The organism is Amycolatopsis xylanica, assembly GCF_900107045.1.
GTDB classification, from domain to species: domain Bacteria; phylum Actinomycetota; class Actinomycetes; order Mycobacteriales; family Pseudonocardiaceae; genus Amycolatopsis; species Amycolatopsis xylanica.
The window spans coordinates 1-22,598 of sequence record NZ_FNON01000018.1; the positions used below are offsets into that span (position 1 = coordinate 1).

A 22,598-nucleotide genomic window follows, 5' to 3' on the forward strand; every position below is an offset into this window, starting at 1 on the left:
ACCAGCATGATCGCCACCCTGCCCGCCGCACTGAAACGATCACTGACCTGGGACCAAGGCAACGAGATGGCCCAGCACGCCCAGTTCACCCTCGACACCGGCCTGCAGGTCTACTTCTGCAACCCACACAGCCCCTGGGAACGCGGCAGCAACGAAAACACCAACGGCCTGCTACGCCAGTACTGGCCCAAAAGCTCAGACCTGCGCCACCTCACCCAAACCCACTGCGACACCGTCGCCCTCCGCCTCAACACCCGACCACGCCCTACACTCGGCCTGCTCACACCAGCACAAGCACTAGACAAAGCACTACTTGCAACAACCAGTTGAAACCACCTGGCTTTCGGGGTATGGCACCTGACGAAAGTGGCTTTCGGGGTATGGCATGTCCCGAGAGTGACTTTGGGGCCAAGTGCCTAGGTGGTCGTCCAGGTGGGGGTCGGGACTTGGCGGCCTCGGAGTTCGAGGTCGCCGTCGGGGGTCCAGAGGGTGCGCTCGCTTGAGGTGCAGGCTTTGAGGACGGCCTCGCTGGCCAGGATGCGGCCGGGGACCGTTTTGGCGTGCTCGGTCAGGCGGGCCGCTTCGTTGACCGCGTCGCCGATGACCGTGTACTCGAGGCGGCTGCTCGTGCCCAGCTGACCTGCGAAGACGGGGCCGGAGGCGACGCCGATGCCGAGGTCCAGCTCGCCCCAGTCCAAGACCGCGTCCCGGATCGCGCGGGCCGCGGACAGGGCCGAGGTCGCCGGGTCGGCCAGGCGGGTAGGCGCGCCGAAGATGCACAGCGCCGCGTCGCCCGCGAACTTGTTCAGCAGCCCGCCGCGGGCGTTGACCTCGTCGAACACGCTCGTGAACAGCCGGTTCAGCTTCGTGACCAGCTCCTCGGGCGGGGTGCGGTAGGCCAACGCCGTCGAGTCGACGACGTCGACGAAGAGCGCGACCACCTCGCGCACGTCGCCGGACAGCGAGGCGCCGAACTCCAGCGCGTGCCTGGCGACGTCCGCGCCGACGTGGCGGCCGAAGAGGTCGCGCATGCGGTCCTGCTCGCGCAGGCCCGCGACCAGGTCGTTGACCGAGGTCTGGAGCATGCCGATCTCCGACGAGTCGTCGACCGGCACCGAGACGTCCGTGCTGCCGCGCGCGACCTGGTTGAGCGCGATCCGCAGCCGGTGCAGCGGCGCCGCGACCGCGCGGGCGAGCAGCGCGGTGCCGAGCGCGCCGACCACCAGGCCGATCACCGACAGCATGATCAGCGACGCCGTGTGGTTGCCCTCGCCGATCAGCTCCGGCGGCGAGCTCACCAGCAGCACGCCGAGCAGCGGCACGCCACTGGCCAGCGCCCAGGTCAGCACCAGCCTGCGCAACACGGTCACCGGCAGCGAACCCGTCGGCGGCAACACCTTCAGCGCGATCGTCATCACCGGCCGCGCGACCCATTCGGCGGCGAGATAGGTCAGCCCGACCGTGGTCAGCCCGCCCAGGAGGATGGTCAACGCCACCGCGAACGCCTCTTCGCCGGCGCCGAGCACGTACGAGAGCGTGCCGAGCACGATCGTCCCGATCAGCCAGAGCGTGCCGCTGACGATCGCCATGTCGACCGGCAGCCGCAGCGCGAGCCGCGCCTCGCTCTCGGTCGGCGGCCTGCCGAGCACGAACCAGATCGCGGTACGGCGCTGCAGCCAGGCCGTCCACAGTGAACCGACCACAAGGGACACCGCGACCAGCCCGGCCGCGGTGGCGCCGAGCACCCAGGACCGGTCGCCGAGCTGACTCGGCGACCCTTCGAAGAACAGCAGCAGCGCGACGACGCCGGATCCGCACACACTGGACCCCAGCCCCAGCGCGGCGAAGCCGAGGCTGGTGCGGAGTACGAGCCGGAACCTCCCGAGATGAGCGGGTTTGCGCACGCCGTGATCGTATTGCCTAGTAGCGGTACCGCAGCAGGTGCGCGAAGTTCCGGAACGCCGGGATGCGCGTCGCGACCTTGAACTGCAGTCGGTACTTGGCGCTGAAATGCGACACCAGCTCCGGCTCGGCGAAGTGGCTCACGTCCCACGCGGTCCGCAGGTCGAGGCCGAGTTTCTCCAGCTCGTGCGGGTCTTCGACACCCCAGCGCAGCGTCGCGCCCGCCCGCCGGACGACCGGGTTGAGCTTCTGCAGCTTGATCGCGAGCTTGCTCATGACGTCGAACACCATCTCGCCGCGCGGGAAGCGGTCGACCAGCCGCCGCAGCAGCGCCTCGCCGTCGGCCGGGTCGAGGTACATCAGCAGGCCCTCGGCGACGACCAGCGTCGGCCGGTCCGCCGGGATCTCGTCCAGCCAGGCCGGATCGGTGACCGAGGACGCGATGGTCTGGTACCCGGGACGCGACGGGTAGATCCGCTCGCGCAGCGCGATGACGTCGGGGAAGTCGACGTCGAACCAGCGCACGGTCGGCGCCGGGTCGATCCGGAACACCCGGCTGTCCATGCCCGCGCCGAGGTGCAGCACGGTCGCCTCGGGGTTCGCCGCCAGGAACTCCCTGGTCCAGTCGTCGAACGGCTTCGCGCGCATGGCGACGGACAGTGCCTCGTCGGTGCCCATCTTGAACTTGCCGAAGTCGTAGTCGATCTTGCTGATCGCCTCGCGCGCGGTCGGATCGCCGAGGAACGGGTCGGGCAGCTCGCTGTCGAGCGCGCGGCCGTACAGCGTGGCGAGATTGGTCGACTGGTCTTCGGTGAAGTGAACCTTTTCCATCGCGAGCCCCCACTGGATTCAGAAGTTTCACGTTCTTCTGAAAACTGTACTCCTACGAGTCGGTGGCGGCGAAGTCGTGCATTGAGAGCTTCGCCTCAACCAGATGGCGCAGGGTCGCCTCGCGCGCCGCGGCCGCGTCCGACCGCGTGATCGCCTCGAGGATCTCCCGGTGCTCGCAGACGGCCTTGCGGATCTGGCCAGGCAACCGCAGCGCCGCGCGCCGTTCCTCGCCGACCAGCGAGAGCACCGAGCGCAGCAGGTCGGCGACGTCGTCGTCGCCCGCGTTGACCGCGATCACCCGGTGGAACTCGGCGTCGGTGGCGATGACGCGCAGCATGTCGCCGTCGGCCGCGGCCTGCTCCATCTCGGCGACGTTGGCTTCGAGCTTCGCCACCACGCGAGGGGAGTGGTGCTCGGCGAGCCGCTCCGCGAGCGTCGGCTCGACGGTCGTGCGCAGGTCGAAGAGCTTTTCGACGAGCTGCTCGTGCTCGGCGAACCAGGTGCGCAAAGGTTTGCGCTCCGCCTCGCGGACGTACGTGCCCGAGCCCGCGCGGATCTGCACGTAGCCGATCGAGTCGAGCACCCGCAGCGCCTGCCGCAGCGAACCCCGGCTGATGCCCAGCTGGTCGCACAGCGCCCGTTCGGCAGGCAGGCGCGATCCCGGCGGCAGCTCGCCGGAGTCGATCAGCGCGCGCAGCCGGTCGACGGTCGCGCTCCATACCTGTTCGGTCACGCGCGAAATCTTGCCAGGTGTTACTTTCCGAGGCATGCGGCCGAGCCTCGACCCGATCGCCAGAAGCGCGTTGGGCAAGGCGACACGGCGCCTCGTGCCGCTGATGGCCCTCTGTTACTTCTTCGCGTACCTGGACCGGACCAATCTCAGCGTTGCCGCGCTGACCATGAACGCCGAGCTCGGGTTCTCCTCGCAGGTCTACGGATTCGGCGCAGGCCTGCTGTTCGTCGGCTATGTCCTGCTCGACGCGCCGAGCAACCTGATCATGCATCGCGTCGGCGCCAGCCGGTGGATGGCCAGGATCATGATCGTCTGGGGCCTGGTCGCGGCCGCCGGCGCGCTGATCCAAGGCGAGACTGGCTTCTACGTGGTGCGCTTCCTGCTCGGTGTCGCCGAAGCCGGGTTCTTCCCCGGGATGATCCTGTACCTGACTTACTGGTTCCCTTCTTCGCGCCGCGGCACGGTCACCGGGCTGTTCATGGTCGCGGTGCCGCTCTCGACCGCGCTGGGCGCGCCGCTCGGCGGGCTGCTGCTCAAGCTGGACGGCCTGTGGGGACTCAGCGGCTGGCGCTGGCTGTTCCTCACCGAAGGCGTGCCGTCCGTGCTGCTCGGCCTGCTGCTGTTCTGGCTGATGCCGGACCGCCCGTCGCACGCGACCTGGCTCACCAGCGAGGAACGCTTGTGGCTCAAGGAGGAGCTGGCCGCCGAGCACGCCTTGATCGAGCCGATGCCGGTGCGGCGCGCGCTGCTGCATCCCCGGGTGCTCGGGCTGGGGATGGTGTACTTCGCGATCGTCTTCGGCTTGTACGGCCTGGGTTTCTGGATGCCGACCATCCTCAAGGCCAACCTCGAGATCGCGGACAACTTCGTGGTCACGCTGCTCACCGCCCTGCCGTACGCGGTCGGCGCGGTCGCGATGGTCTGGTGGGGACGTCACGGCGACCGCGACGGCCGGACCGTGCGCTACACCGTGCTCCCGATGGTCGTCGGCGGCGTCGCGCTGACCGGCTCGGCGTTCCTCTCGCCGTGGCTGGGCTACGTCGGGCTGTGCCTCTGCGCGATCGGCGTGATGGCGGCGTTCCCGTCGTTCTGGAAGCTGCTGCCCGCGTTCCTGTCCGGCGCCGCGGTGGCTGGCGGGATCGGCGTGGTCAACTCGGTCGGCAACCTGTCCGGCTTCCTCGGTCCGTACTGGGTCGGCTGGATGACGGGCCTGTTCGGGTCGAGCAAATGGGGACTGGTGACCATCGGCCTGGTGATGATCACGGGTGCGCTGCTGGCCACCGTGCTGGGTGAAACGTCGCGTCCGAAAGCCGCCAGCACGCCCGTTGGCTGATCACGAGTATTGAGGCATGAACGTTGTGCCGATTGAAGAATCCGTCGCCAAGGAAGTCCGCGCCACGCTGCTCGCTCCCGACTACGGGCACCCCGCCTCTGCGGAGGACGTCGACGGCACCTCGCCGTGCCGTCTGTGCCTCACCATGATCGAAGACCGCCGGATCCTGTTCACCTACGACGCTTTTCGCGGCCAGGAGGACATCCCGCTCCCCGGACCGATCTTCGTGCACGAGGGGGAGTGCGCGCCCTACGCGGCGCATGAGACGTTCCCGCCCGAATTCCGACGCCACTCCCTGGTACTCGACGCTTACCGCGCCGGGCGCGAGCAGGTGGCCGAGCGGCGGATCGAGGGCGTGGACGCCGACGCGGCGCTCACGGAGCTTCTGGCGGACGCCGACTATGTCCACGTCCGCAGTGCCAAGGCGGGGTGCTATCTCTTCACGGTGAGGTGAGTGACTCGCCACACTCGCTGTCTGACCAGACACACTCGCTAAGCGCCAAGGGATCATCCCACCTAGCCTGCGAGCTATGACGTGGTGGCACGCGGTGATCATCGGAGTCGCCGGCATCTGGGCGGGCACCATCAACACGGTCGTGGGCTCCGGCACCCTGGTGACCTTCCCGGTGCTGGTCGCGCTCGGGTACCCGCCGCTGACCGCGACGACGTCCAACGCGATCGGTCTCGCGCCCGGCACGATCAGCGGCGCGATCGGCTACCGCGACGAGCTCAAGGGCTACTGGCCCGAGGTGCTCCGGATGTCCATCGCGTCGTTCTTCGGCGCGATCGGCGGCACGATCCTGCTGCTCTCCCTGCCGAAAGACGCGTTCGAGACCGTCGTCCCCGTGCTGGTCGGGATGGCCGTGGTGCTGGTGATCGTGCAGCCGAAGGTGTCGAAGTGGATCACGAAGCGCCGCGAGGCGAACGGCGGCGAGCACAAGATCGGGCCGCTGCTGCTGTTCTTCATCTTCCTGATCGGCATCTACGGCGGGTACTTCACGGCCGCGCAGGGCGTGATGCTCGTCGCCGTGATGGGGATGCTGCTTTCGGAGTCGCTGCAACGCCTGAACGGCGTCAAGAACGTCCTGTCGGCCGTGGTGAACACCATCGCCGGGCTGATTTACGCCTTCGTCGCGCCGATCAGCTGGCCGGTGGTCGCGATCCTCGCGGTGAGCTCGGCCATCGGCGGCCAGCTGGGCGCCAAGATCGGCCGCAAGCTCTCGCCGACCGTGCTGCGCGGCGTGATCGTCGCGGTCGGCCTCGCCGCCATGGTCCAGCTCATCCTGAAGTAGAAACGGGATAAAGCGGGCTTTATCCCTGACCGGGATAAAGCCCGCTTTATCCCGGTCAGGCCTTGTAGGCGCGGGCTGCCTCGAGGAAAAGGTCGTTCTCCTCGGGCGTGCTGATGGTCACGCGCACGCCGTCCGTCGCGTACGGCCGCAGCACGAGCTTGTGGTCCAGCGCGAACTCCGCGAACTTCGGCGTCTCCTCGCCCAGCGGCAGCCAGACGAAGTTCGCCTGCGTGTCCGGCACGTCGTAGCCGGCGTCGATCAGCTCCCGGCGGACCCGCTCGCGCTCGCCGACGATCTCCTTCACACGCGCCATCAGCTCGTCGGACGCGTCCAGCGACGCGATCGCCGCCGCCTGCGCGATCATGTTCACGCTGAACGCGACGTACACCTGACGCAGCGCCTTCGCGATGTTCTCCGGCGCGACGGCGTACCCCACGCGCAGCCCGGCGAGCCCGTAAGCCTTCGAGAAGGTCCGCAGCACGGCGACGTTCTCACGCGAGCGCACGTACTCGAGGCCGTCCGGCACCTCGGAGTCGGTGACGAACTCGCGGTACGCCTCGTCCAGTACGACGAGCACAGTGGACGGCACGGCGTCCAGGAACCGTTCCAGCGCCTCGCGGCGGACCGCGGTCCCGGTCGGGTTGTTGGGGTTGCAGACGTAGACGACCTTGGTGCGCGGGGTGATCGCGGCGAGCATGGCGTCGAGGTCGTGCTCGTGGCCCGCGGTCAGCGGCACCTTGATGCTGCGCGCGTTCGCCACCTGGGTGACCGTGGGGTAGGCCTCGAACGAGCGCCACGCGTAGAGAACCTCGTCGCCAGGCTCGCAGACGGCCTGCGCGAGCTGCTGGCACAGCGAGACCGAGCCGCAGCCGATCGCGATCTGCGAGACCGGGAAATCGACCTCGGTGGCGATGCGGGCGCTCAGCGCGTTGCAGCCGGAGTCGGGGTAGCGGTTGACGTTGGCCGCCGCCTCGACGATCGCCTTCGCCACACTCGGCAGCGGACCGCCGGGCACCTCGTTGCTGGCGAGCTTGATCGCACCTTCGACGGTGCGGCCCGGGACGTACACCGGCAACGAGCCGAGATCCGAGCGGGTGGGGACGGCGGACATAGCGCGAGCTCCTCTTCGTCTCAGGGAGATTGCGGTCACCCTATCCGCAATCTCTCAACCCTTCTCCTGTTTACCTCGCAGTGGTTGAGTAAGTGAATGACCCTCACCCACACCGATGTTTACGAACGTGTGCAGCTGACCTTCGCTGAGCCTGAGGGGGCGGTCCGCGGCGGGCTGGTCGTGCTACACGAGGCGGAGGGCGTAACGGACGGGGTGCGGCTGCTCATAGCCGGGCTCGCCGGTGAGGGCTGGCTGGCCGTCGCACCCCACATCGAGGGCGACAACCTCACCCGCGAAGACGTGCTCGACGCGACCGACAGCACGCTCGATTGGCTGGTCGAACGCGGTGTCGACACCGATCAGCTCGGTGTCGTCGGCTTCGACATCGGCGGCACGGCCGCGCTCGTGGTCGCCTCGCACCGCAAGCTCGGCGCGGCGGTCAGCGTCGGCGGCGAGCTGCCAGGCCTGGTCGAGATCGCGGGCAAGCTGACCAGCCCGTGGCTCGGGATGTACGGCGACTCCGGTACCGAGGAAGGCCGCGTCGAGCTGGAACAGCTGCGTGACGCGGCCGCGTCGGCCGATGTGGTGACCAACGTCGTCCGCTATCCGGGCGCCGACCACCGCTTCGATTCAGACCCGGGAGCCGGCGCGGAAGCCTGGCAGCGGACGCTCAATTGGTTTGATGCGCACTTACGTTAGCGAGGGTTAACATCGGCGGGTGACGAACGCCGATGCCCCCGAAGTGCTCTGGCGCCCTGAGCCGAGCCGCCTGTCCGAGACGAAGATCGAGGCCTTCCGCGAGTGGCTGCGGGCCGAGCGCGGCGTCGAGGTCGACGACTACCAGTCGCTATGGGAGTTCTCCGTCCAGCGCGTGCCCGAGTTCTGGGCCGCGGTGGCGGAGTTCCTCGGCATGCGCTGGCACCAGCAGCCGGGCGAGGTCCTTTCCGGGGCGATGCCGCAGGCGAAGTGGTTCGACGGCGGCACGCTGAACTACGCCGAGCACGCGCTGACACCCGGTGTCGCGGGCGCGTCGAAGGCCGACGACGAGCTCGCGGTGATCTTCCACCGCGAAGACGGCCTTACCCGGCAACTGACTTACGGAAAACTGCGCGCGCAGGTCGCGGCTTTCCGTGCCGCGTTGGTCTCTTCGGGCGTAGGCAAGGGCGACCGAGTGGTCGCATTGGCTCCCAACTGCCCGCAGACGCTCGTCGCGTTCCTCGCCACGGCCAGCCTGGGCGCGGTGTGGTCGTCGTGCTCACCGGACTTCGGCGTCCGCGCGATCTCCGACCGTTTCACCCAGATCGAGCCGAAGGTGCTCGTCGCCGTCAACGGCTACGTCTACAATGGACGATCTTTCGACACCCGCTCGACGATTTCCCAGCTGCGCGAGCAAATCCCGTCACTCGAAGCAACCGTGCTGATCGACTACGTCGGCGGCGGTTCGCTCGACGGAACCCTGGACTTCGACGACCTGCTCGCCGCGCACGACGGAGCCGAGCTGGCGTTCGAGCCCGTCGACTTCGCGCACCCGCTGTGGGTCCTGTACTCGTCGGGGACGACGGGGCTGCCCAAGGGCATCGTCCACGGCCACGGCGGCATCACCATCGAACTGCTGAAAGCCCTTGCGCTGCAAAGTGATCTGGGTCCAGGCGACCGGTTCTTCTGGTTCACCACCACCGGCTGGATGATGTGGAACTTCCTCATCTCCGGGCTGCTGGTCGGCACCACGATCGTGCTGTTCGACGGCAGCCCCGGCCATCCGGACCTGAATGTGCTCTGGCATTTGGCGGAACAGCACCGCGTCACGTTCTTCGGCACCTCGGCGCCGTTCATCCAGAGCTGCCTGAAGGAGGGCATCAAGCCCTCGTCCAAGTACGACCTCACCGCGCTGCGCGCGATCGGCTCGACGGGCTCGCCGCTGTCGGTCGAGGGCTTCCGCTGGCTCGTCAACGAGTTCGGCAAGAGCGTCCAGATCTGCTCGGTCTCCGGCGGAACGGACCTGTGCGCGGCCTTCGTGGCCGCGTCCCCCGACCTCCCGGTCTGGCTGGGCGAGCTGTCCTGCCGCGCGCTGGGCGCGGCCGTCGAGTCCTTCGACGAGGCGGGCAACTCGGTGATCGAGGAGGTCGGCGAGCTGGTCGTCACCCAGCCGATGCCCTCGATGCCGGTCTACTTCTGGAACGACCCGGACGGCTCACGCCTGCGCGAGGCCTACTTCGAGATGTACCCGGGCATCTGGCGCCACGGCGACTGGATCCGCATCACCAAGCGTGGTTCGGCGGTCATCTACGGCCGCAGCGACTCGACGTTGAACCGCGGCGGCGTCCGCATGGGCACCGCCGAGTTCTACCGGGTCGTCGAGGGCTTCGCCTCGGTCGCCGACTCACTGGTCATCGACACCTCCGCGGCCGGGAATGAAGACGGCCAACTGCTGTGTTTCCTGGTATTGAAGAGCGGGGCATCGCTGGCGGACGTCGAGCCGTCGCTGCGCAAGGAGCTCAGGGGGGCGCTGTCGCCACGACATGTACCTGATCGGTTCGTCGTGGTGACCGAGATCCCGCGCACCTTGAACGGTAAGAAATGCGAAGTACCCGTGAAGAAGATCTTGTCCGGGGTCGCCCCGGAGCGAGCGGTGAGCAGGGACGCACTGGTCAACCCCGACGCGTTGCGGCCGTTCGTGGAGCTCGCCAGGGAGTAAGCAGTGATGATGGGGGCGCGCGTGCGGGTGGCAGGGGAGACGTCGGTGGTCGCCGTCACCTGGGTCACCCGCCTGGTCGGGCTGGGGGCGCTGGTCTCCGTGCTGGTGCCCGCGGGACGCAGGACGTTGCGCGGGCACATGGCGGAGTGGCTCGAGCTACCCCAGGACGCCACCACGGCGGCGGCCGCGATCGTCCTCGTAACGGGAGTCCTGCTGGTCCTGTTGGCCACCGGTCTCCGCCGCCGCAAGCGCCGAGCCTGGCAGCTCGCGGTCTGCGCGGCAGTGCTGTTGACGGTGTCCCACCTCGGCCTGCGCCACGTCTTCGGCCCCGGCCTGGTCTCCGGAGCGCTCCTGGTCACGCTGCTCGCGACCCGGCGGTATTTCATCGCGCTGCCCGACCCGGTCACCGGCAAATGGCGAGCGCTGGGCATCTTCCTCCAGCTCACCGCAGCTGGGTTTTTGATCAACTTCACCCTGCTGTCGGTCGCCTCCCGAGCCGTGCTCGAGCCACTGGGTTTCGTCGACCGAGTGACCCAGTCCGCCCTCGCACTGGTCGGCGTCACAGGTCCCGCCGTCTTCCGCGTGATGTGGATGGAGGACCTCAGCGCGGCCGTAGGGCTGCTGTTCGGCATCGCCGCGGTGTTGCTGGCCGCCTACTTCCTCCTGAGGTCCGCCGAGCCGTCACCGGCCCTGTCCCCGGAGGAAATAGCCCGCCTGCGCGTCCTGCTGGACGAGCACGGCGACCGAGACTCCCTGGGCTACTTCGCGCTCCGCAGCGACAAGTTCGCGGTCTTCTCGAAGTCCGGCAAGGCCGCGCTGACGTACCGAGTGATCGCCGGCGTCGCCATGTGTTCCGGAGACCCCCTCGGCGACCACGAAGCCTGGCCAGGCGCCATCGAGGAGTACCTCGACGTCTGCCGCCGCCACGGCTGGATCCCCGCCGTCCTGGGCTGCTCCGAGCTGGGAGCGACGGTCTGGGCCCGCTTCGACCTCGAGGTCCTCGAAATCGGCGACGAGGCCGTCGTAGACGCCAAGGGCTTTGGGTTGGACGGCCGAGCGATGCGAGGCGTCCGCCAGGCAGTCTCCCGCTGCCGCAGGGCGGGCTACGTCGTCCAGGTAAGGCGCGCCGAGGAGATCTCCGGCCCAGACCTGGCCGAGCTGGTGGCACTGGCCGCCAACTGGCGCGGAACGGCGACCGAGCGCGGCTTCTCGATGGCACTGGGCCGCATGGGCGACCCAGGCTCGGTCCTCGTGACGGCTCATCAGCACGGCCGCATCAGAGGCATCCTCCAGTTCGTCCCCTGGGGCGCCCACGGCCTGTCCATGGACGTGATGAGGCGCGACAGAACGGCCGACAACGGCGTCAACGAGCTCATGATCACGGAGCTCATGCTCGACTGCCCGCACCGTGACATTCACCACGTCTCCCTGAACTTCGCCGCCTTCCGCGCGGTCATGGAGCAAGGCCACCGCATCGGCGCAGGCCCCTTCGCCAGGGTGTCGGCGCGCGCCATCCGCCTCATGTCCCGCTGGGTCCAGATCGAGTCCCTCTACCGCTTCAACGCCAAGTTCCAGCCCCGCTGGGTCCCCCGCTACCTCGTCTACCCCGGAGTCCGTGACCTACCGCGAGTCGGCATCGCCGCCTTCGAGGCCGAGGGCCTCGGCGGCCGCCCATCCGCCCTGCTCAGGATGCTGCAGCGCTAGACACGGGGGGTGATGTTCAGGCCCGTTCGGGGGGTGTGTAACCTATCTTCGCAGTGGTCGTTGGGCCTGGGAGGCTTCGCCTAGTCTGGTCTATGGCGCCGCACTGCTAATGCGGTTGGGGGTAACCCCCCCTCCCGGGTTCAAATCCCGGAGCCTCCGCTGGTGCCTGTTCCGGCAGGTGCTAGATTGATAACTGAACAAGCGCCCGTAGCTCAGCTGGATAGAGCATCTGACTACGGATCAGAAGGTCAGGGGTTCGAATCCCTTCGGGCGCACGTCTGGTTGAGACAGCAGTACCAAGAAACCCGCCGGTTCTCCGGCGGGTTTCTTGCTGTCTACGGGTTGTCTGGCTCCGGGGTTCCGTTCCGCCAGACGCACGGCGACGAGACAGTGAGGTAGACCTCACCGAGATCGTTGCACTGTAAACCCATGCGGAATCCGTTCGCCTTGTTCTCCGCCGTCAGGAACTTTTGTTGAGGATCGTCCTCGACAACACTGAACCCGGCAGCACTGCACCGGCTTCCGCCAGTGTTGTTGTGTCGCCCTTGCAACCCCCGAGGACCAACGTGAGTCCTGTGGATATCGCTACCAACCTGGCGATCGCTTTGTGGTTCACCTTGTTCCTGGTGACTAGGTTGCTGTCTACGGCTTGTCTGGTTCCGGAGTCCCGTTCCGCCAGACGCACGGCGACGACACCTTGAGGTAGACCTCGCCGAGGTCGTTGCTCTTCAACGCCATCGTGAATCCGTTTGCCTTGTTCACTCCGCCTAGGTAGCGGTTTGGCGCTTCTTCGTCGTTGACCTCGAACCCCGACCTGGCCCAAAACGCCCGGATTGCGTCGAAGTAGACGGGTATCTTTTCGACTGATGTCCCTTCAATTTGGTAACTCACCCTGGCGTCGCGCCGGTTCTTTGCGGGGCTTCCGTCCGCATTCGAGCAAGGGAAGTCGTAGTTCTTGTCGGGGTTCCCCAACTTGGTGTCGGGTCCGATAGCTTGACGAGCAAGCTCTGCGTACTCGTCGACCTTCCTGCCTGCTTCGACGAGCGTGATCGTTGGTTGCATGTCACCTCCGGGACTGTTGCCGCCTGAATCGCAGCCGGTGACGACCAGGGCGACTGCTAGCGCGATGGCCGCAAGTCGCTTGCCCGACTTGCGCTTCATGGGGTGCCTCGTTCCGTCAGGGCTGTAGCCCAGCAATGATCTTGCCGGTGCTCCGGAGCGAGGGATTGTTCTGCTGCCAGTACTCTCCATGGGCGGCGACACTGGGTAGGTCGAGTGGCCCCGCCACGGTTGTACCAGGGTTGGAGCGGAATGTTCTGCCGCCGAACTCGGTATCGGTAGGGCTTGGGCCGAGTGGATCACCGGGCATTCCGTCGCCGCCGGGGAGTCTGGGAAAGTTCGTGACATGAATGACGTCCTTGTCGGCAGTCGTCGAGAACACGTGATCAGGCGGCAGGTTCAATTGACTCGCGTGGTCGACACCTACGCCAGGGCTGGCGATGAGCACCAGGTCATTGACCACGAGGTGCTCGTCGCGCGCGGCGTGTCCGATGAGCGTGGTTCCGTAGCTGTGCCCGACCGCCGTGTTGTGCGACGGAACTCCTTCGTGGCTTTCCCGAAGACCGTCCTGGAATCCGTCAAGCGCCTTCTTCCCATTATCCGCGTAGCTTTCACTCCCCGCGTCGAGCAAAGTGTCGGGTGCGTCGTAACCCAGCCATGTTATGACGGAGGTCGACTTGCCGCCTGATTCAATTGCCTCGCGGTGCATGGCGTCGCCCCGGTCAAGCTCGTCACTAAAGGTGGCGAGGTCGGCTGTGGTTCCGGGTACGTAAGTAGCTACGTTGGATGCGGTATCTGGGTTTCCCTTGGCTACAATGGCTTTGCCGTCTTCTCGTCCGTCGATTCCCAGTAGGTAGTACTTCTGGTTTTCCGGCGTGTCGGCAGGTTGGTTCAGCCGTTGATTCAGCTTGTCGATCCCACCCAATTTTCCATCGAGGGTTTGGAGCTGAGACTTGAGCGCGTCGAACTCACGTTGGTCGTTGAGCTTGATCTCTCCGCCGCCAGTCCGCGGGAAGTTGTCGATCTTGCTTTGCAGCACGTCCCGGGCATACTGAAGGGTTGTCCGTTCACGCTCGATCAGCCTGCGATTGGCGATATCGCGCTGCTTGGCTGAGAAACCGTCGCGAGGTCCGACCAACTCGGGCCGGTCTATGGCCAGCCGAGTGCGTTGTGCTTCGCTCAGGGTGGCCCAGTACGCGGCGTTCTGCGCTGCGGTCGCGCCCTCAGGCGGGGGCGCCGGAATGGTCAACGAGCCGAGAGCATCCCCGGCGTTGCCTGCGCCGGCGAGGCTGGTGTGTTCATTGTCGTTCGCTGCGGCGTCGATCGTGTGCCCGGACAGGATCTTGTCGAGGACAGCACTGAAGTCCGCATCGACGTCGGTGGCGCTCCGGACCACCTGATCAACCCGTTCGCGCAGCTCGGCGGCGATTTTCTGACGTTCCCTCGCCACCGCCTCTTGTTGGTCAGCGCTAGTCCCAGTGGGCGGCCCGCTGTCAACGACTGTGCCGTCATCGCTGATCGTGAAGTGCTGCGCGGCTGCTAGATCTTCTGCCTCCCGCACGCCATGCATAACGCCGGTGATGGCGTCACCGGTATCGCCGAAGCTACGTCGGCCAGCGGCGAGCTCGGCGGCGTGTTCTTCGAGGCTGTCGATGATCTGGGTGACCTTGCCCGCGGCAGCGGTTGCGGCATTCCCGGACCACCCGTGAGGGGTGTTCAAATCACGCAGGTCATCCGAGAGTGCGATGGTCTTGTTGTAGGCGGCGTTGAGAGCTCCCACCGCATCCAGCAGTGGCGCTGAGTTCCAGTTCTTGGCTGATCCCCAGGTAACCATCAAGACGGCCTCGGACCGCTCGGCGTGCGCTCACGAGCGGTCAGATCCTGGGCCGCAGCCTGCTCGTTGCTGCGGTAGAGCTGTACCGCCTTCTCGATGTTGGCCGAGTGCGCTTCCAGCAAGCTGGCGAAGTTCTGCTCGCGGCCTTGCCATGCCCGCTTGACCGCCGCGAGTTTCTCCATGCTGGTGGACCCTGGAATACCCGCGTCACCACCTGGGACCGTCGCGGCGCAATCCACGCCACGGATCCCATCTGCAACTCGTGATGCGGCGTCTCCGGTGTTCTTGATCTTGTCGATCATGACTTGGTAACCCGACATCGTGACTCCCTCCCCGTAGTCAACTGGTCACACTACGGAGAGCGGCGGGTTGGATCAACACCTCTGACCAGCGCGGGTGACACTTAATCGGAGGTCGGGGATTCCTACTCGGCCCGCCCTGAGTAGAACCACCTAACCCTTCTAGGCGACACTCGGTCTGCCGGCGATTGCCTGGGCATGCAAATTGCAATGTGGCGCTGTCCTGTGTCAGCTAACTTGTGACCATGACACTTGCCGGTATCTCCCGAGATGATGTGCTCGCCGCTGTGGCTGAGTGTGATGATCTTGGTCGGCTGCAGTTCCTGGAGGCATACGGCTCGACAGGTTCGGCTGAGCGTGCCCTGCTTCATGAAGGCCGGCAGTATGACCCGATTGCTGTCGTCGCCTCTGCCTACCGACGCGCCAGTGGTTCTGCTGCACCGAGTGTTGCTGAGCGCGAGTTCCTTAACCTGCTCAGTGGCTTCGGCTTTGAGCTGAGTAAGGCTGGTTATGGTGAGATAGCTGGCGTGCCTGAGGGGTCGGTATTTGATAGCCGAAAAGCTGCTGCTCAGGTGCAAGTGCACCGTGCTCCTATCTCTGGGATTGTCGGCAATGGACGTGACGGCGCAGAGTCGATTGTCGCTTCACATAAGTATGAAGATGACAAAGACTTTGGCAACATGATCGTCTACACTGGTCATGGTGGTCGGGGCGATTCGGGAAAACAGGAAAGTGACCAGTCCTTTTCGGCTCCTGGTAATGCTGCGCTGCGAACCAGCATGATTACTGGTGCTCCCGTTCGTGTAATACGTGGGCACAATCCGCAGCGGCGCAATGTGCATGCGCCGGACTCTGGTTACCGGTATGACGGCTTGTTTAGGGTGGCGCGCGCCTGGATTGAACCAGGGCTTCGTGGGTTCAAGGTTTGCCGCTTTGAGTTAGTCAAGATTGCTGCCGAGTCTGGATTTTCGCCAGAGTTGACGATTTCGGATGATACGTGGTCTCTTGAGCTGCCGACAGGAAATCTTTCGCCTGGTCGCAGGCTTTCGACGGTCCGTAGGGTTATTCGCTCGACGGTTGTCGGTGACCGCGTAAAGCGAATTCATGATCACACCTGTCAGTTGTGTGGGATCCGGTTGTCTGTGAAAGGCCGCGGATACTCTGAGGGTGCCCATATCCAACCGTTGGGTGGTTCGCATGCCGGCCCGGATATCCCGAGCAACGTCCTGTGTCTGTGCCCAACGTGCCATGTTCTCTTTGACTACGGCGAGCTGACCGTGGCTGAAGATCTTGCGTTGATCCACGGTGGAGAGCGTCTCGCCAGGAAGCTTCGGGTGCACCCTGACCACGGGATTGGGGCAGAGTATCTCTCCTACCACCGAGAGACGGTTGGCCTGTATTAGCGGCCGACGGTTGAATGGGCAGGGTGACGTGGTTCTCTGACAAAGATCTCCGCGAGCTCGCCGGCAGTGCGTCGTACTCGCGCGGCGCTGGCTACGTCCACGCCGTTGAGGGCGTAGATCCGCTGGTCGACGGCGTAAAAGCCGTAGTTCAGGGCACCGACCGATACACGGTCTGGCTCAAGGACGTCCGCGGCGAGCTAGTCGGTGAGTGCACGTGCCCGCACGCGGCGAGAGGGCTCTTCTGTAAGCACTGCGTCGCGGTCGGGCTGGCGGTGCTGCGGAAACCGCCCAGGCCGAAGCCTGACCTGCGTGGGTACCTTGAGAGGCTCGAGAAGACACGTCTTGTCGAGCTGTTGCTCACCCAGGCTGGTGAGGACGAAGCGTTGTTCCGGCGCCTCGCACTGGGGGTGGTCGGGAGGGACGTCGAAGCAATGGGTGGGCAGATCGAAGACCTGCTGAGTTCCTACACGGACGACTACGCCAGGAAAGCGAGCGACGTGCTCGACGCGCTGGAGGAGATTGGCGACGATGAGCGGGTGGCGCTGGTGGCGCGGCGGGTGGTTGACCTGCTTGCTGAGGCTTCGGAGGTAGTCGAGGACCCATATGGGCTGGTCGATGAGCAGATACAGCGGGCAGTGGGGCTGTGTGCCGAGCTGTGTGCGGCGCATCCGGTTGACGCGGAGGAGCTGGCCGGCTGGTTGCTGAGGTTGGACCTGGTGGTGGACTTCAACCTGCTCGACTTCGCGGAGGGGCTTGGTGACGCAGGGGTCGCTGAGCTGAGGCGCTTGGTCGAGGAGGAATGGCGGGGCGGGGGCGAGCGCCAGCGCAGGCTGCTGCAGTTGCGCGAAGGACTCGCGATGCTGGCGAATGATGATGACGAGCTCGTGGACGCTGTACGGGACGGCGTGGATGGGCCGCAAGACTACGTGCGCGTCGCGCGGGCGCTGCGGAGCGCCGGACGGGATGCTGAGGCTGTTGAGTGGGCCTCGAAGGGGTTTTCTCAAGTCGCTGCGTATCAGCGACAGGAGTTGGTCAGGTTTCTGGTCGAGGCGGGGGAAGCTGACCGTGCGCTGGAGCTTCAGCGACGGGAGCTTGAACGGCAGTCATGGTGGGAGAACTACGTCGCGTTCAAGGATCTTGCCGGGCGGTTGGGAAGATGGGGTGACCATCGGCAGTGGGCGTTGGGCCGTCTTCCCGGTGGTGACCTCTTGGTTCGAGCGCTTCTTGATGAGAACGAACATGAACGGGCCTGGGCCGCGTTTGGTGAGTTTGGTTGTGAGGAAACGACCTTGCTGCTGCTGGCCGATGTGCAGGTAGTGACGCGGCCTGCTGAAGTGGTGCCGATCTATCGCGCGCTGGTTGAGGACACCATCGGCCGTGGGGGCTGGGATAAGTACAAGGCGGTTGTCGGGTTGCTCGTGAAGCTCAGGCGGGCTGATCCGGACTTCGATGGCTATGTGGCCAAGCTTCGGCTAAGGCACAAGCGGAAGTCGTCGCTTCTGCGTGCGCTGGACAAGGCGAAAATGCGTTGACGGTCCACAAGGGATGCATCAAGGTAGGGGCATGACACAGCAGCCGCACGTCTATACCGCGCAGGGGCACTGCGCGGGACTTGTGCTGCTCTGCGGAGGTTCCCTGACATGATCTGAAGCGATCACACCAGGGAGCCGTCCACCGAGGTGGGCGGCTTTTTTTCGTGCCAGTGTCACAGGGTGGGGATGGGCCATGGTGGCCCAGCTGGCTGTAAACCAGTCGTGCGGGAACGCACACAGGCGGTTCGATTCCGTCCCTCACCACCGCCGGGCGGCGAAGCCGATGCATCGTCGCCGTCCGGGCCAAACCATGGGAGGAAGAGATGCTGCGGGAAGTCGATCTCGAGGTGCTCAACTCGGTCACGAAGTATCCGTCGATCCCGACGTATCACGCGTTGGATCCCAAGAACGGTTCGCTGACCGAGAATCCGGTCGCGTTCGACGGTCCGGTGCTGGGTACCGAGAAGATCGACGGTACCAACGCGCGGATCATCTCCTTGCCGGACGGCAACTATCTGCTCGGTAGCCGAGAGGAACTGTTGTACGCCAAGGGTGACCTGATCGGCAATCCATCGCAAGGCATTGTGAAGGTGCTCAAGGCGCTGGCTGAGCGGCTGGAGCCGGAGAGCGAGAAGATCCGGGTTCGGTTCTTCGAAGTTTACGGTGGCAAGGTTGGTCAGGCCGCGAAGCAGTACAGCGGTGAGCTGAACGTCGGCTTTCGGATGTTCGACTCGATCGTCGTCGAGGAGGAGATGCTTGCCAAGTCGCGGCAGGAGATCTCGGCTTGGCGGGAGGCGAACGGCCAGTCCTTCCTCAACGAAGCCGATCTGCAAAAGCTGGCCGAAAGCGACGAGATCGAACTCGTGCCGCGGTTGTTCGAAATTGACGGTTTGCCTGTTGAGATCGACAAGATGCGAGACTTTCTAACCCAAGAGCTGCCCGAGACGTTGAGTGCTCTCGATGCGAACGCGGGTGGTAAGCCGGAGGGCATCGTCTTGCGTACGAAGGATCGGAAGACCATTGCCAAGGCGCGGTTTCAGGACTACGACCGCACGCTGAAGCGCCGGAAATAACGCTGTGGCGGGCCCGGAACAGGTCCGCCACAGCGAGAAAGCCCTTGTAGCCCAACTGGGAGAGGCACCGGATTCAGGATCCGGCCAGTCCAGGTTCGACTCCTGGCAAGGGCACCTCTTTATGGCACGCGGATCGCCGCTGCTCCCGCGAGTACGAAGAACACCAGCAATACCAACGTTCCCGTGTGGCCGCCGGAGCTGCTGGTGACGACCTGCTCGACCGCTCCGGTGAGCTTGATGCCGCAGTCGGCCGTGACCGTGTGGGTGCCCGCCTCGATGCGGGTGAACTCGACCGGGGACTTGAAGTGGCCTGTCGCGTCGGCGACCGTGGAGCCGACCTTGTCGCCGTTGGAGGTCAGGGTAACCGAATGACCTGGCTCGCAGCCGTTGCCGGTCGCGGACAGGGTGTCGCCGGGCTGGATGGTCGGGTGGTCGAGGACCAGCACGCCGTCGGCCGGGGTGCTCACGGTTGTCGTCGGGGTTTCCGAGGTCACCGGGGTTTCCGAGGTGGGGGTGGTCGACGTCGGCGTTGTCGGGGTGGTCACCGGGGGCTTGGTCGGGGTGGTCTTCGGCGGGGTCGTGGTGACCGGGGGCTTCGTGGTGACCGGGGGCGGGGGAGTCGTCGGGGTGACGATCACGGGGACGCGGAAGGTGCCGCTCGCCGTCTCCGGCTGGCTGGTGCAGGTCGCGGTGACCGTGTAACTACCCGGCTTCGCGGTCGCGGGGACGTTGACGCCGACCGAGCCGCTGTCCGCGGGGGCCACTTTGGACGTGAGTAGTGTGCCTGCCCATGTGAAATTGATGATCCGGCATTTGTAGAAGCCGGCCCAACCGATGGTGAACGCGCTACCCGCCGGCCCACTCGATGGTTTCAAACTAACCGAAGGTGGCACTTGTGCGTTGCCCGGGTTCGAAAGTGCCAGTAAAAGACACATCCCGGCTACGAGACCGAAAGCCAACCGAACCATCATCCGCATCGGAACGTCCCTCAATCGCTCAGTACTCGCTGTAGCATTCCTGACCAGTCCGACAACGCAAGCAGGAGTACCCAATGAGACGTGTCATGGCGGTGGCGGTTGCGTTGGGAATCGTCTTACTCGGGGCGCCGTCCGCGTCGGCTGATCAACTGAGTCTCTCGGTCACGATCAACGGGAAGCCGACCGCCGACAACACCGTCCCGATCGACCCGGCGAGCCAGGTCAGCCTGGTCGTGACCGCTGTCAATGACACGAACGCACCCGTGAAAGTACGGAGCGTGCGGCTTTCGGGGGTCGCGCTGGCGTTGACCTTCTTCGCCTATGACACGACCGCGCCGTTCGAGGTGCCCGCGCATGGAAAAGCCACGCGGACCTTTGTTCTCGATCTTGGTGATCTGAGCGGGCAGGCGATCGGACTGCTCCCATCATCGGTTGAATTGCTCGACGCACAACGGCAATCGCTCGGGGAAGCGACCACTGTGGCCGATGTGCAGGGTTCTTTCTGGTCCGTTTACGGGGTGTTCGGGCTCGCGATGCTCGTTCTCACGATCATCGCGTGGGTGACCGCTTTGCTCGCGCTCGCGCGGCACAAGCTGGCGCCGAACCGGTGGCGGCGCGCGCTGCGGTTCCTGCCAGCGGGGTTCGGGACCGGGCTGGTGGCGGTCGTGACGCTCTCCGTGCTGCGGCTGGTGCCGCCGGAGCCCGCGATCGAGATCCCGGTGGTGCTCGGGGCGGCCGCGATCGCCTTGCTGCTCGGGTATCTCACGCCGCACCCGGCGCCTCCTAAGATCGACGCACACGCAGATGACACCACCATCAACTTCAACGCCACCACCGAGGGATTCCCGCAATGAGCGCTCCGGCCGAGCTGGTCGCCGCACTACCGCAGTACGCAATCGGGGATGAGATCGGTGTCGGTGGGATGGGGGTCGTCTTCGCGGGCGTCCACCGGTCGCTGAACCGCCAGGTGGCCATCAAGCAGCTGCCGTGGGACATGGTCGACCACAAGATGAGCGCCGAGCTCTTCGACCGCGAGGCCCGCGTGCTCGCCAGCCTCGACCACCCGCACATCGTGCCGGTCTACGACTACGTGCGCACCGGGCGCGAGAACCTGCTGGTGATGGAACGGCTCGACGGCGGGACCGTCTACGACCGGTTCCACGGCGCCGGGGTCAGCGGGGAGCAGGCCTGCGCGATCGGGCTCGCGATGCTGGCCGGGCTGCACGCCGCGCACAACGCCGGCGTGCTGCATCTCGACGTCAAGCCGAAGAACCTGCTGTTCACCACCCAGGGTGTCATGAAGGTCGCCGACTTCGGCATCGCGCAGGTGATCAGCGAGGGCGCCACGCTCGTCACGCATGGCGGCGACGTGCTCGGCACGCCCGCCTACATCGCGCCGGAGCAGGCGATGGGCAACGCGCTCAGCCCCGCGGCCGACGTCTACTCCGCGGGCACCGTCCTCTACGAACTGCTCTCCGGCGAGCTGCCGTTCGACAACACGCGCGGCGCCATCGCCATGATGCGCCAGCACATGTTCACCGATCCCCGGCCGATCTCGAACGTCCCCGCGCCGATCGCCGCGGTCGTCATGCGCAGCCTCGGGCGCGAGCTGGACAACCGGTACCGCGAGGCCGAGTCGTTCGCGGCCGACCTGGCCGCGGCGGCCACGAAGGTCTACGGCCAGGGCTGGCTCGAACGCTCACGCGTGCCGGTGCTGCACCTGACGCCCCGCGTGATGGCGGGGCTTTCGACCGGCGCGACGACGCAGCCGGTCGGCGATTCGCGGACCCTGCCGGTGCAGCGTCCGCCGGTGCCCGCAGACCACACGCTGTCGGCCACGCGCGCCGACCTCCGGCCCAGCACGCCGGAGCCGGCGCAGTCCGTGCTCTGGCTGCGGCTCGGCGCCGTGCTCGCGTTCGTGGCGTTGTTCGTGCTCGCTTTCGTTACCCCGCAAGAGATTCAGCACGACGCTTCCTATCCGCCATTGCGCGGAGCGTCAGCCGATCTCAGCAAGCCGTTCGACATCTATGGCTCAGGCAGCCCGGAAGAGATCAAGCTGGAGCTGTCGGCCGCTGGAATTCCGCTCGGGTCGACCACGGCGGCCGCCGTGCCGGACGCTCCCGGAACCTTCAAGGCCAAGACCGAGATGCCCGCGATCACTCGCTGGATCGTCGGCGGGACGGTCACGGCCACCTTGTCCGCCAAGGAGATCGTCACGCAGACGTTCACCTTCCGCACCACCCAGCATCCGCTCGCGAGCGCACTGGGCGCGGGCAGCCTGATCCTCGGCCTGTTCGCGCTGGCTTACCTGGAATCCGGCTTGCGGACCGTGCGCAACGGACACCGCTGGCGTGGGTCTTCGGTCGGCGGGCCGATACTCGGGTTCCTCTTCGGGGCGGCCGTGTGGATGGTCGTGTCGACCATGATCGGTCATGAGCCCGCGGTCATGTTCGGGGTCGGTTGCGGAGTCGCGGGCGCGGTAGGGGCGATTTTGCTGGTGCTCGCCACGCGGAAGCGTCACTCGGCGTGATCTAGTTCTTCGTGCAAGATCGAGTCGACTTTCCCGTGCGCCAGCCGCAGTGAGACGACGGCGACCGTGACGAGGAACAGCGCGAGCGCGGTGTAGGCCGATACGGTGATCGACAGCTCGAAGGCCAGCGTCACCAGCGATCCCGCCGTGAGTGCCGCACCGGTGACGCCGAGCGCCTTCGGGTGGAGCAGAGGTTTCGACGCGGACGCGATGCTCATGGATGGCCTCCTGGCGGCTTGTTGGACGCAGTTCTAGAGGTCGCCGCCAGCGGAAAGACCGTTACGGAACGT

The 22,598-nt window shown here is 65.9% G+C and carries 21 protein-coding genes and 4 tRNA genes; 16 read left to right on the forward strand and 9 right to left on the reverse strand.

The features are described 5' to 3' along the window. On the forward strand, positions 1-330 hold a 330-nt coding region (locus tag BLV57_RS42075), incomplete at its 5' end, for an IS30 family transposase (RefSeq protein WP_143047304.1). Positions 331-416: 86 nt separating this feature from the next. Here the strand turns inward: BLV57_RS42075 and BLV57_RS42080 are convergent. Genes BLV57_RS42080 through BLV57_RS42090 form a run of 3 tightly spaced genes read right to left on the reverse strand, consistent with a single transcriptional unit; the run spans position 417 to position 3,466 of the window. Continuing rightward, positions 417-1,904 carry an adenylate/guanylate cyclase domain-containing protein gene (locus BLV57_RS42080; RefSeq protein ID WP_091300272.1) on the reverse strand — a complete coding sequence of 496 codons (1,488 nt, stop codon included), beginning with the start codon at positions 1,902-1,904 and terminating at the stop codon, positions 417-419. 16 nt (positions 1,905-1,920) lie between these two features. Then, a complete protein-coding gene (locus BLV57_RS42085) occupies positions 1,921-2,733 on the reverse strand; it encodes a class I SAM-dependent methyltransferase (RefSeq protein ID WP_091300275.1) in 813 nt (270 codons plus the stop codon). Positions 2,734-2,785: 52 nt separating this feature from the next. After that, entirely contained in the window at positions 2,786-3,466 is a 681-nt protein-coding gene (locus BLV57_RS42090) for a FadR/GntR family transcriptional regulator (protein ID WP_370946147.1), read from the reverse strand. Positions 3,467-3,500: 34 nt separating this feature from the next. On the opposite strand from BLV57_RS42090, the gene BLV57_RS42095 reads away from it, so the two are divergent. From BLV57_RS42095 to BLV57_RS42105, 3 genes are all read left to right on the forward strand, one after another. Then, positions 3,501-4,799, forward strand: coding sequence for an MFS transporter (locus tag BLV57_RS42095; protein ID WP_091300284.1), 1,299 nt, complete (start codon positions 3,501-3,503; stop codon positions 4,797-4,799). A gap of 16 nt (positions 4,800-4,815) precedes the next feature. Then, positions 4,816-5,253, forward strand: a complete 438-nt coding sequence (locus BLV57_RS42100) for a DUF1203 domain-containing protein (RefSeq protein ID WP_091300287.1) — start codon at positions 4,816-4,818, stop codon at positions 5,251-5,253. A 76-nt stretch (positions 5,254-5,329) separates the two neighbouring features. Next, complete coding sequence (locus BLV57_RS42105; protein ID WP_091300290.1) at positions 5,330-6,091, forward strand: sulfite exporter TauE/SafE family protein; 762 nt, start codon at positions 5,330-5,332, stop codon at positions 6,089-6,091. A gap of 55 nt (positions 6,092-6,146) precedes the next feature. On the opposite strand, the gene hisC is transcribed toward BLV57_RS42105, so the two are convergent. Next, complete coding sequence (hisC, locus tag BLV57_RS42110; protein WP_091300294.1) at positions 6,147-7,202, reverse strand: histidinol-phosphate transaminase; 1,056 nt, start codon at positions 7,200-7,202, stop codon at positions 6,147-6,149. Between the two features lie 96 nt (positions 7,203-7,298). On the opposite strand from hisC, the gene BLV57_RS42115 reads away from it, so the two are divergent. From BLV57_RS42115 to BLV57_RS42135, 5 genes are all read left to right on the forward strand, one after another. Beyond that, entirely contained in the window at positions 7,299-7,901 is a 603-nt protein-coding gene (locus tag BLV57_RS42115) for a dienelactone hydrolase family protein (protein ID WP_091300296.1), read from the forward strand. Positions 7,902-7,920: 19 nt separating this feature from the next. Then, positions 7,921-9,897 carry an acetoacetate--CoA ligase gene (locus tag BLV57_RS42120; protein ID WP_091300298.1) on the forward strand — a complete coding sequence of 659 codons (1,977 nt, stop codon included), beginning with the start codon at positions 7,921-7,923 and terminating at the stop codon, positions 9,895-9,897. A 6-nt stretch (positions 9,898-9,903) separates the two neighbouring features. Beyond that, positions 9,904-11,601 carry a phosphatidylglycerol lysyltransferase domain-containing protein gene (locus tag BLV57_RS42125; protein WP_091300329.1) on the forward strand — a complete coding sequence of 566 codons (1,698 nt, stop codon included), beginning with the start codon at positions 9,904-9,906 and terminating at the stop codon, positions 11,599-11,601. A 69-nt stretch (positions 11,602-11,670) separates the two neighbouring features. Further along, a tRNA-Ser gene (locus BLV57_RS42130) sits at positions 11,671-11,760 on the forward strand. Positions 11,761-11,802: 42 nt separating this feature from the next. Next, positions 11,803-11,876, forward strand: a tRNA-Arg gene (locus BLV57_RS42135). 367 nt (positions 11,877-12,243) lie between these two features. Here the strand turns inward: BLV57_RS42135 and BLV57_RS43130 are convergent. From BLV57_RS43130 to BLV57_RS42145, 3 genes are read right to left on the reverse strand one after another with little or no spacing between them, the layout of a single operon-like run. Next, entirely contained in the window at positions 12,244-12,762 is a 519-nt protein-coding gene (locus BLV57_RS43130; protein ID WP_143047305.1) for a hypothetical protein, read from the reverse strand. A gap of 16 nt (positions 12,763-12,778) precedes the next feature. After that, a complete protein-coding gene (locus BLV57_RS42140; RefSeq protein ID WP_091300301.1) occupies positions 12,779-14,494 on the reverse strand; it encodes an alpha/beta hydrolase in 1,716 nt (571 codons plus the stop codon). Beyond that, a complete protein-coding gene (locus tag BLV57_RS42145) occupies positions 14,494-14,796 on the reverse strand; it encodes a hypothetical protein (RefSeq protein WP_245757756.1) in 303 nt (100 codons plus the stop codon). The genes BLV57_RS42140 and BLV57_RS42145 overlap by 1 nt, the downstream gene beginning before the upstream one ends. A 242-nt stretch (positions 14,797-15,038) precedes the next feature. On the opposite strand from BLV57_RS42145, the gene BLV57_RS42150 reads away from it, so the two are divergent. From BLV57_RS42150 to BLV57_RS42170, 5 genes are all read left to right on the forward strand, one after another. Continuing rightward, positions 15,039-16,196, forward strand: coding sequence for a YDG/SRA domain-containing protein (locus tag BLV57_RS42150; protein WP_143047306.1), 1,158 nt, complete (start codon positions 15,039-15,041; stop codon positions 16,194-16,196). 23 nt (positions 16,197-16,219) lie between these two features. Beyond that, a complete protein-coding gene (locus BLV57_RS43585) occupies positions 16,220-17,728 on the forward strand; it encodes an SWIM zinc finger family protein (RefSeq protein ID WP_176969058.1) in 1,509 nt (502 codons plus the stop codon). 179 nt (positions 17,729-17,907) lie between these two features. After that, positions 17,908-17,992: transfer RNA gene (locus BLV57_RS42160), tRNA-Tyr, on the forward strand. A gap of 59 nt (positions 17,993-18,051) precedes the next feature. After that, complete coding sequence (locus BLV57_RS42165; protein WP_091300308.1) at positions 18,052-18,801, forward strand: RNA ligase family protein; 750 nt, start codon at positions 18,052-18,054, stop codon at positions 18,799-18,801. A gap of 40 nt (positions 18,802-18,841) precedes the next feature. Then, a tRNA-Leu gene (locus BLV57_RS42170) sits at positions 18,842-18,915 on the forward strand. Positions 18,916-18,920: 5 nt separating this feature from the next. Here the strand turns inward: BLV57_RS42170 and BLV57_RS44180 are convergent. Then, complete coding sequence (locus BLV57_RS44180; RefSeq protein WP_245757757.1) at positions 18,921-19,565, reverse strand: hypothetical protein; 645 nt, start codon at positions 19,563-19,565, stop codon at positions 18,921-18,923. Positions 19,566-19,852: 287 nt separating this feature from the next. Here BLV57_RS44180 and BLV57_RS42185 point away from each other — a divergent pair, with 287 nt between their 5' ends. Together BLV57_RS42185 and BLV57_RS42190 are read left to right on the forward strand one after the other, a co-directional pair. Then, a complete protein-coding gene (locus tag BLV57_RS42185; protein ID WP_425426091.1) occupies positions 19,853-20,632 on the forward strand; it encodes a hypothetical protein in 780 nt (259 codons plus the stop codon). Next, entirely contained in the window at positions 20,629-22,308 is a 1,680-nt protein-coding gene (locus BLV57_RS42190; protein WP_091300314.1) for a serine/threonine-protein kinase, read from the forward strand. The genes BLV57_RS42185 and BLV57_RS42190 overlap by 4 nt, the downstream gene beginning before the upstream one ends. Here the strand turns inward: BLV57_RS42190 and BLV57_RS42195 are convergent. Then, entirely contained in the window at positions 22,296-22,526 is a 231-nt protein-coding gene (locus BLV57_RS42195) for a hypothetical protein (protein ID WP_091300316.1), read from the reverse strand. The genes BLV57_RS42190 and BLV57_RS42195 overlap by 13 nt on opposite strands. Positions 22,527-22,598: the final 72 nt, after the last annotated feature.

What these genes read in the sequence shown, in the direction of transcription:
- BLV57_RS42195 (WP_091300316.1), bottom strand. Translation starts at nt 22,526, where the DNA reads ATGAGCATCGCGTCCGCGTCGAAACCTCTGCTCCACCCGAAGGCGCTC.
- BLV57_RS42125 (WP_091300329.1), top strand. Translation starts at nt 9,904, where the DNA reads ATGATGGGGGCGCGCGTGCGGGTGGCAGGGGAGACGTCGGTGGTCGCC.
- BLV57_RS42165 (WP_091300308.1), top strand. Translation starts at nt 18,052, where the DNA reads ATGCTGCGGGAAGTCGATCTCGAGGTGCTCAACTCGGTCACGAAGTAT.
- BLV57_RS42145 (WP_245757756.1), bottom strand. Translation starts at nt 14,796, where the DNA reads ATGATCGACAAGATCAAGAACACCGGAGACGCCGCATCACGAGTTGCA.
- BLV57_RS42190 (WP_091300314.1), top strand. Translation starts at nt 20,629, where the DNA reads ATGAGCGCTCCGGCCGAGCTGGTCGCCGCACTACCGCAGTACGCAATC.
- BLV57_RS43130 (WP_143047305.1), bottom strand. Translation starts at nt 12,762, where the DNA reads ATGAAGCGCAAGTCGGGCAAGCGACTTGCGGCCATCGCGCTAGCAGTC.
- BLV57_RS42095 (WP_091300284.1), top strand. Translation starts at nt 3,501, where the DNA reads ATGCGGCCGAGCCTCGACCCGATCGCCAGAAGCGCGTTGGGCAAGGCG.
- BLV57_RS42115 (WP_091300296.1), top strand. Translation starts at nt 7,299, where the DNA reads ATGACCCTCACCCACACCGATGTTTACGAACGTGTGCAGCTGACCTTC.
- BLV57_RS42100 (WP_091300287.1), top strand. Translation starts at nt 4,816, where the DNA reads ATGAACGTTGTGCCGATTGAAGAATCCGTCGCCAAGGAAGTCCGCGCC.
- hisC (WP_091300294.1), bottom strand. Translation starts at nt 7,202, where the DNA reads ATGTCCGCCGTCCCCACCCGCTCGGATCTCGGCTCGTTGCCGGTGTAC.
- BLV57_RS42105 (WP_091300290.1), top strand. Translation starts at nt 5,330, where the DNA reads ATGACGTGGTGGCACGCGGTGATCATCGGAGTCGCCGGCATCTGGGCG.
- BLV57_RS42185 (WP_425426091.1), top strand. Translation starts at nt 19,853, where the DNA reads ATGAGACGTGTCATGGCGGTGGCGGTTGCGTTGGGAATCGTCTTACTC.
- BLV57_RS42140 (WP_091300301.1), bottom strand. Translation starts at nt 14,494, where the DNA reads ATGGTTACCTGGGGATCAGCCAAGAACTGGAACTCAGCGCCACTGCTG.
- BLV57_RS42150 (WP_143047306.1), top strand. Translation starts at nt 15,039, where the DNA reads ATGACACTTGCCGGTATCTCCCGAGATGATGTGCTCGCCGCTGTGGCT.
- BLV57_RS42085 (WP_091300275.1), bottom strand. Translation starts at nt 2,733, where the DNA reads ATGGAAAAGGTTCACTTCACCGAAGACCAGTCGACCAATCTCGCCACG.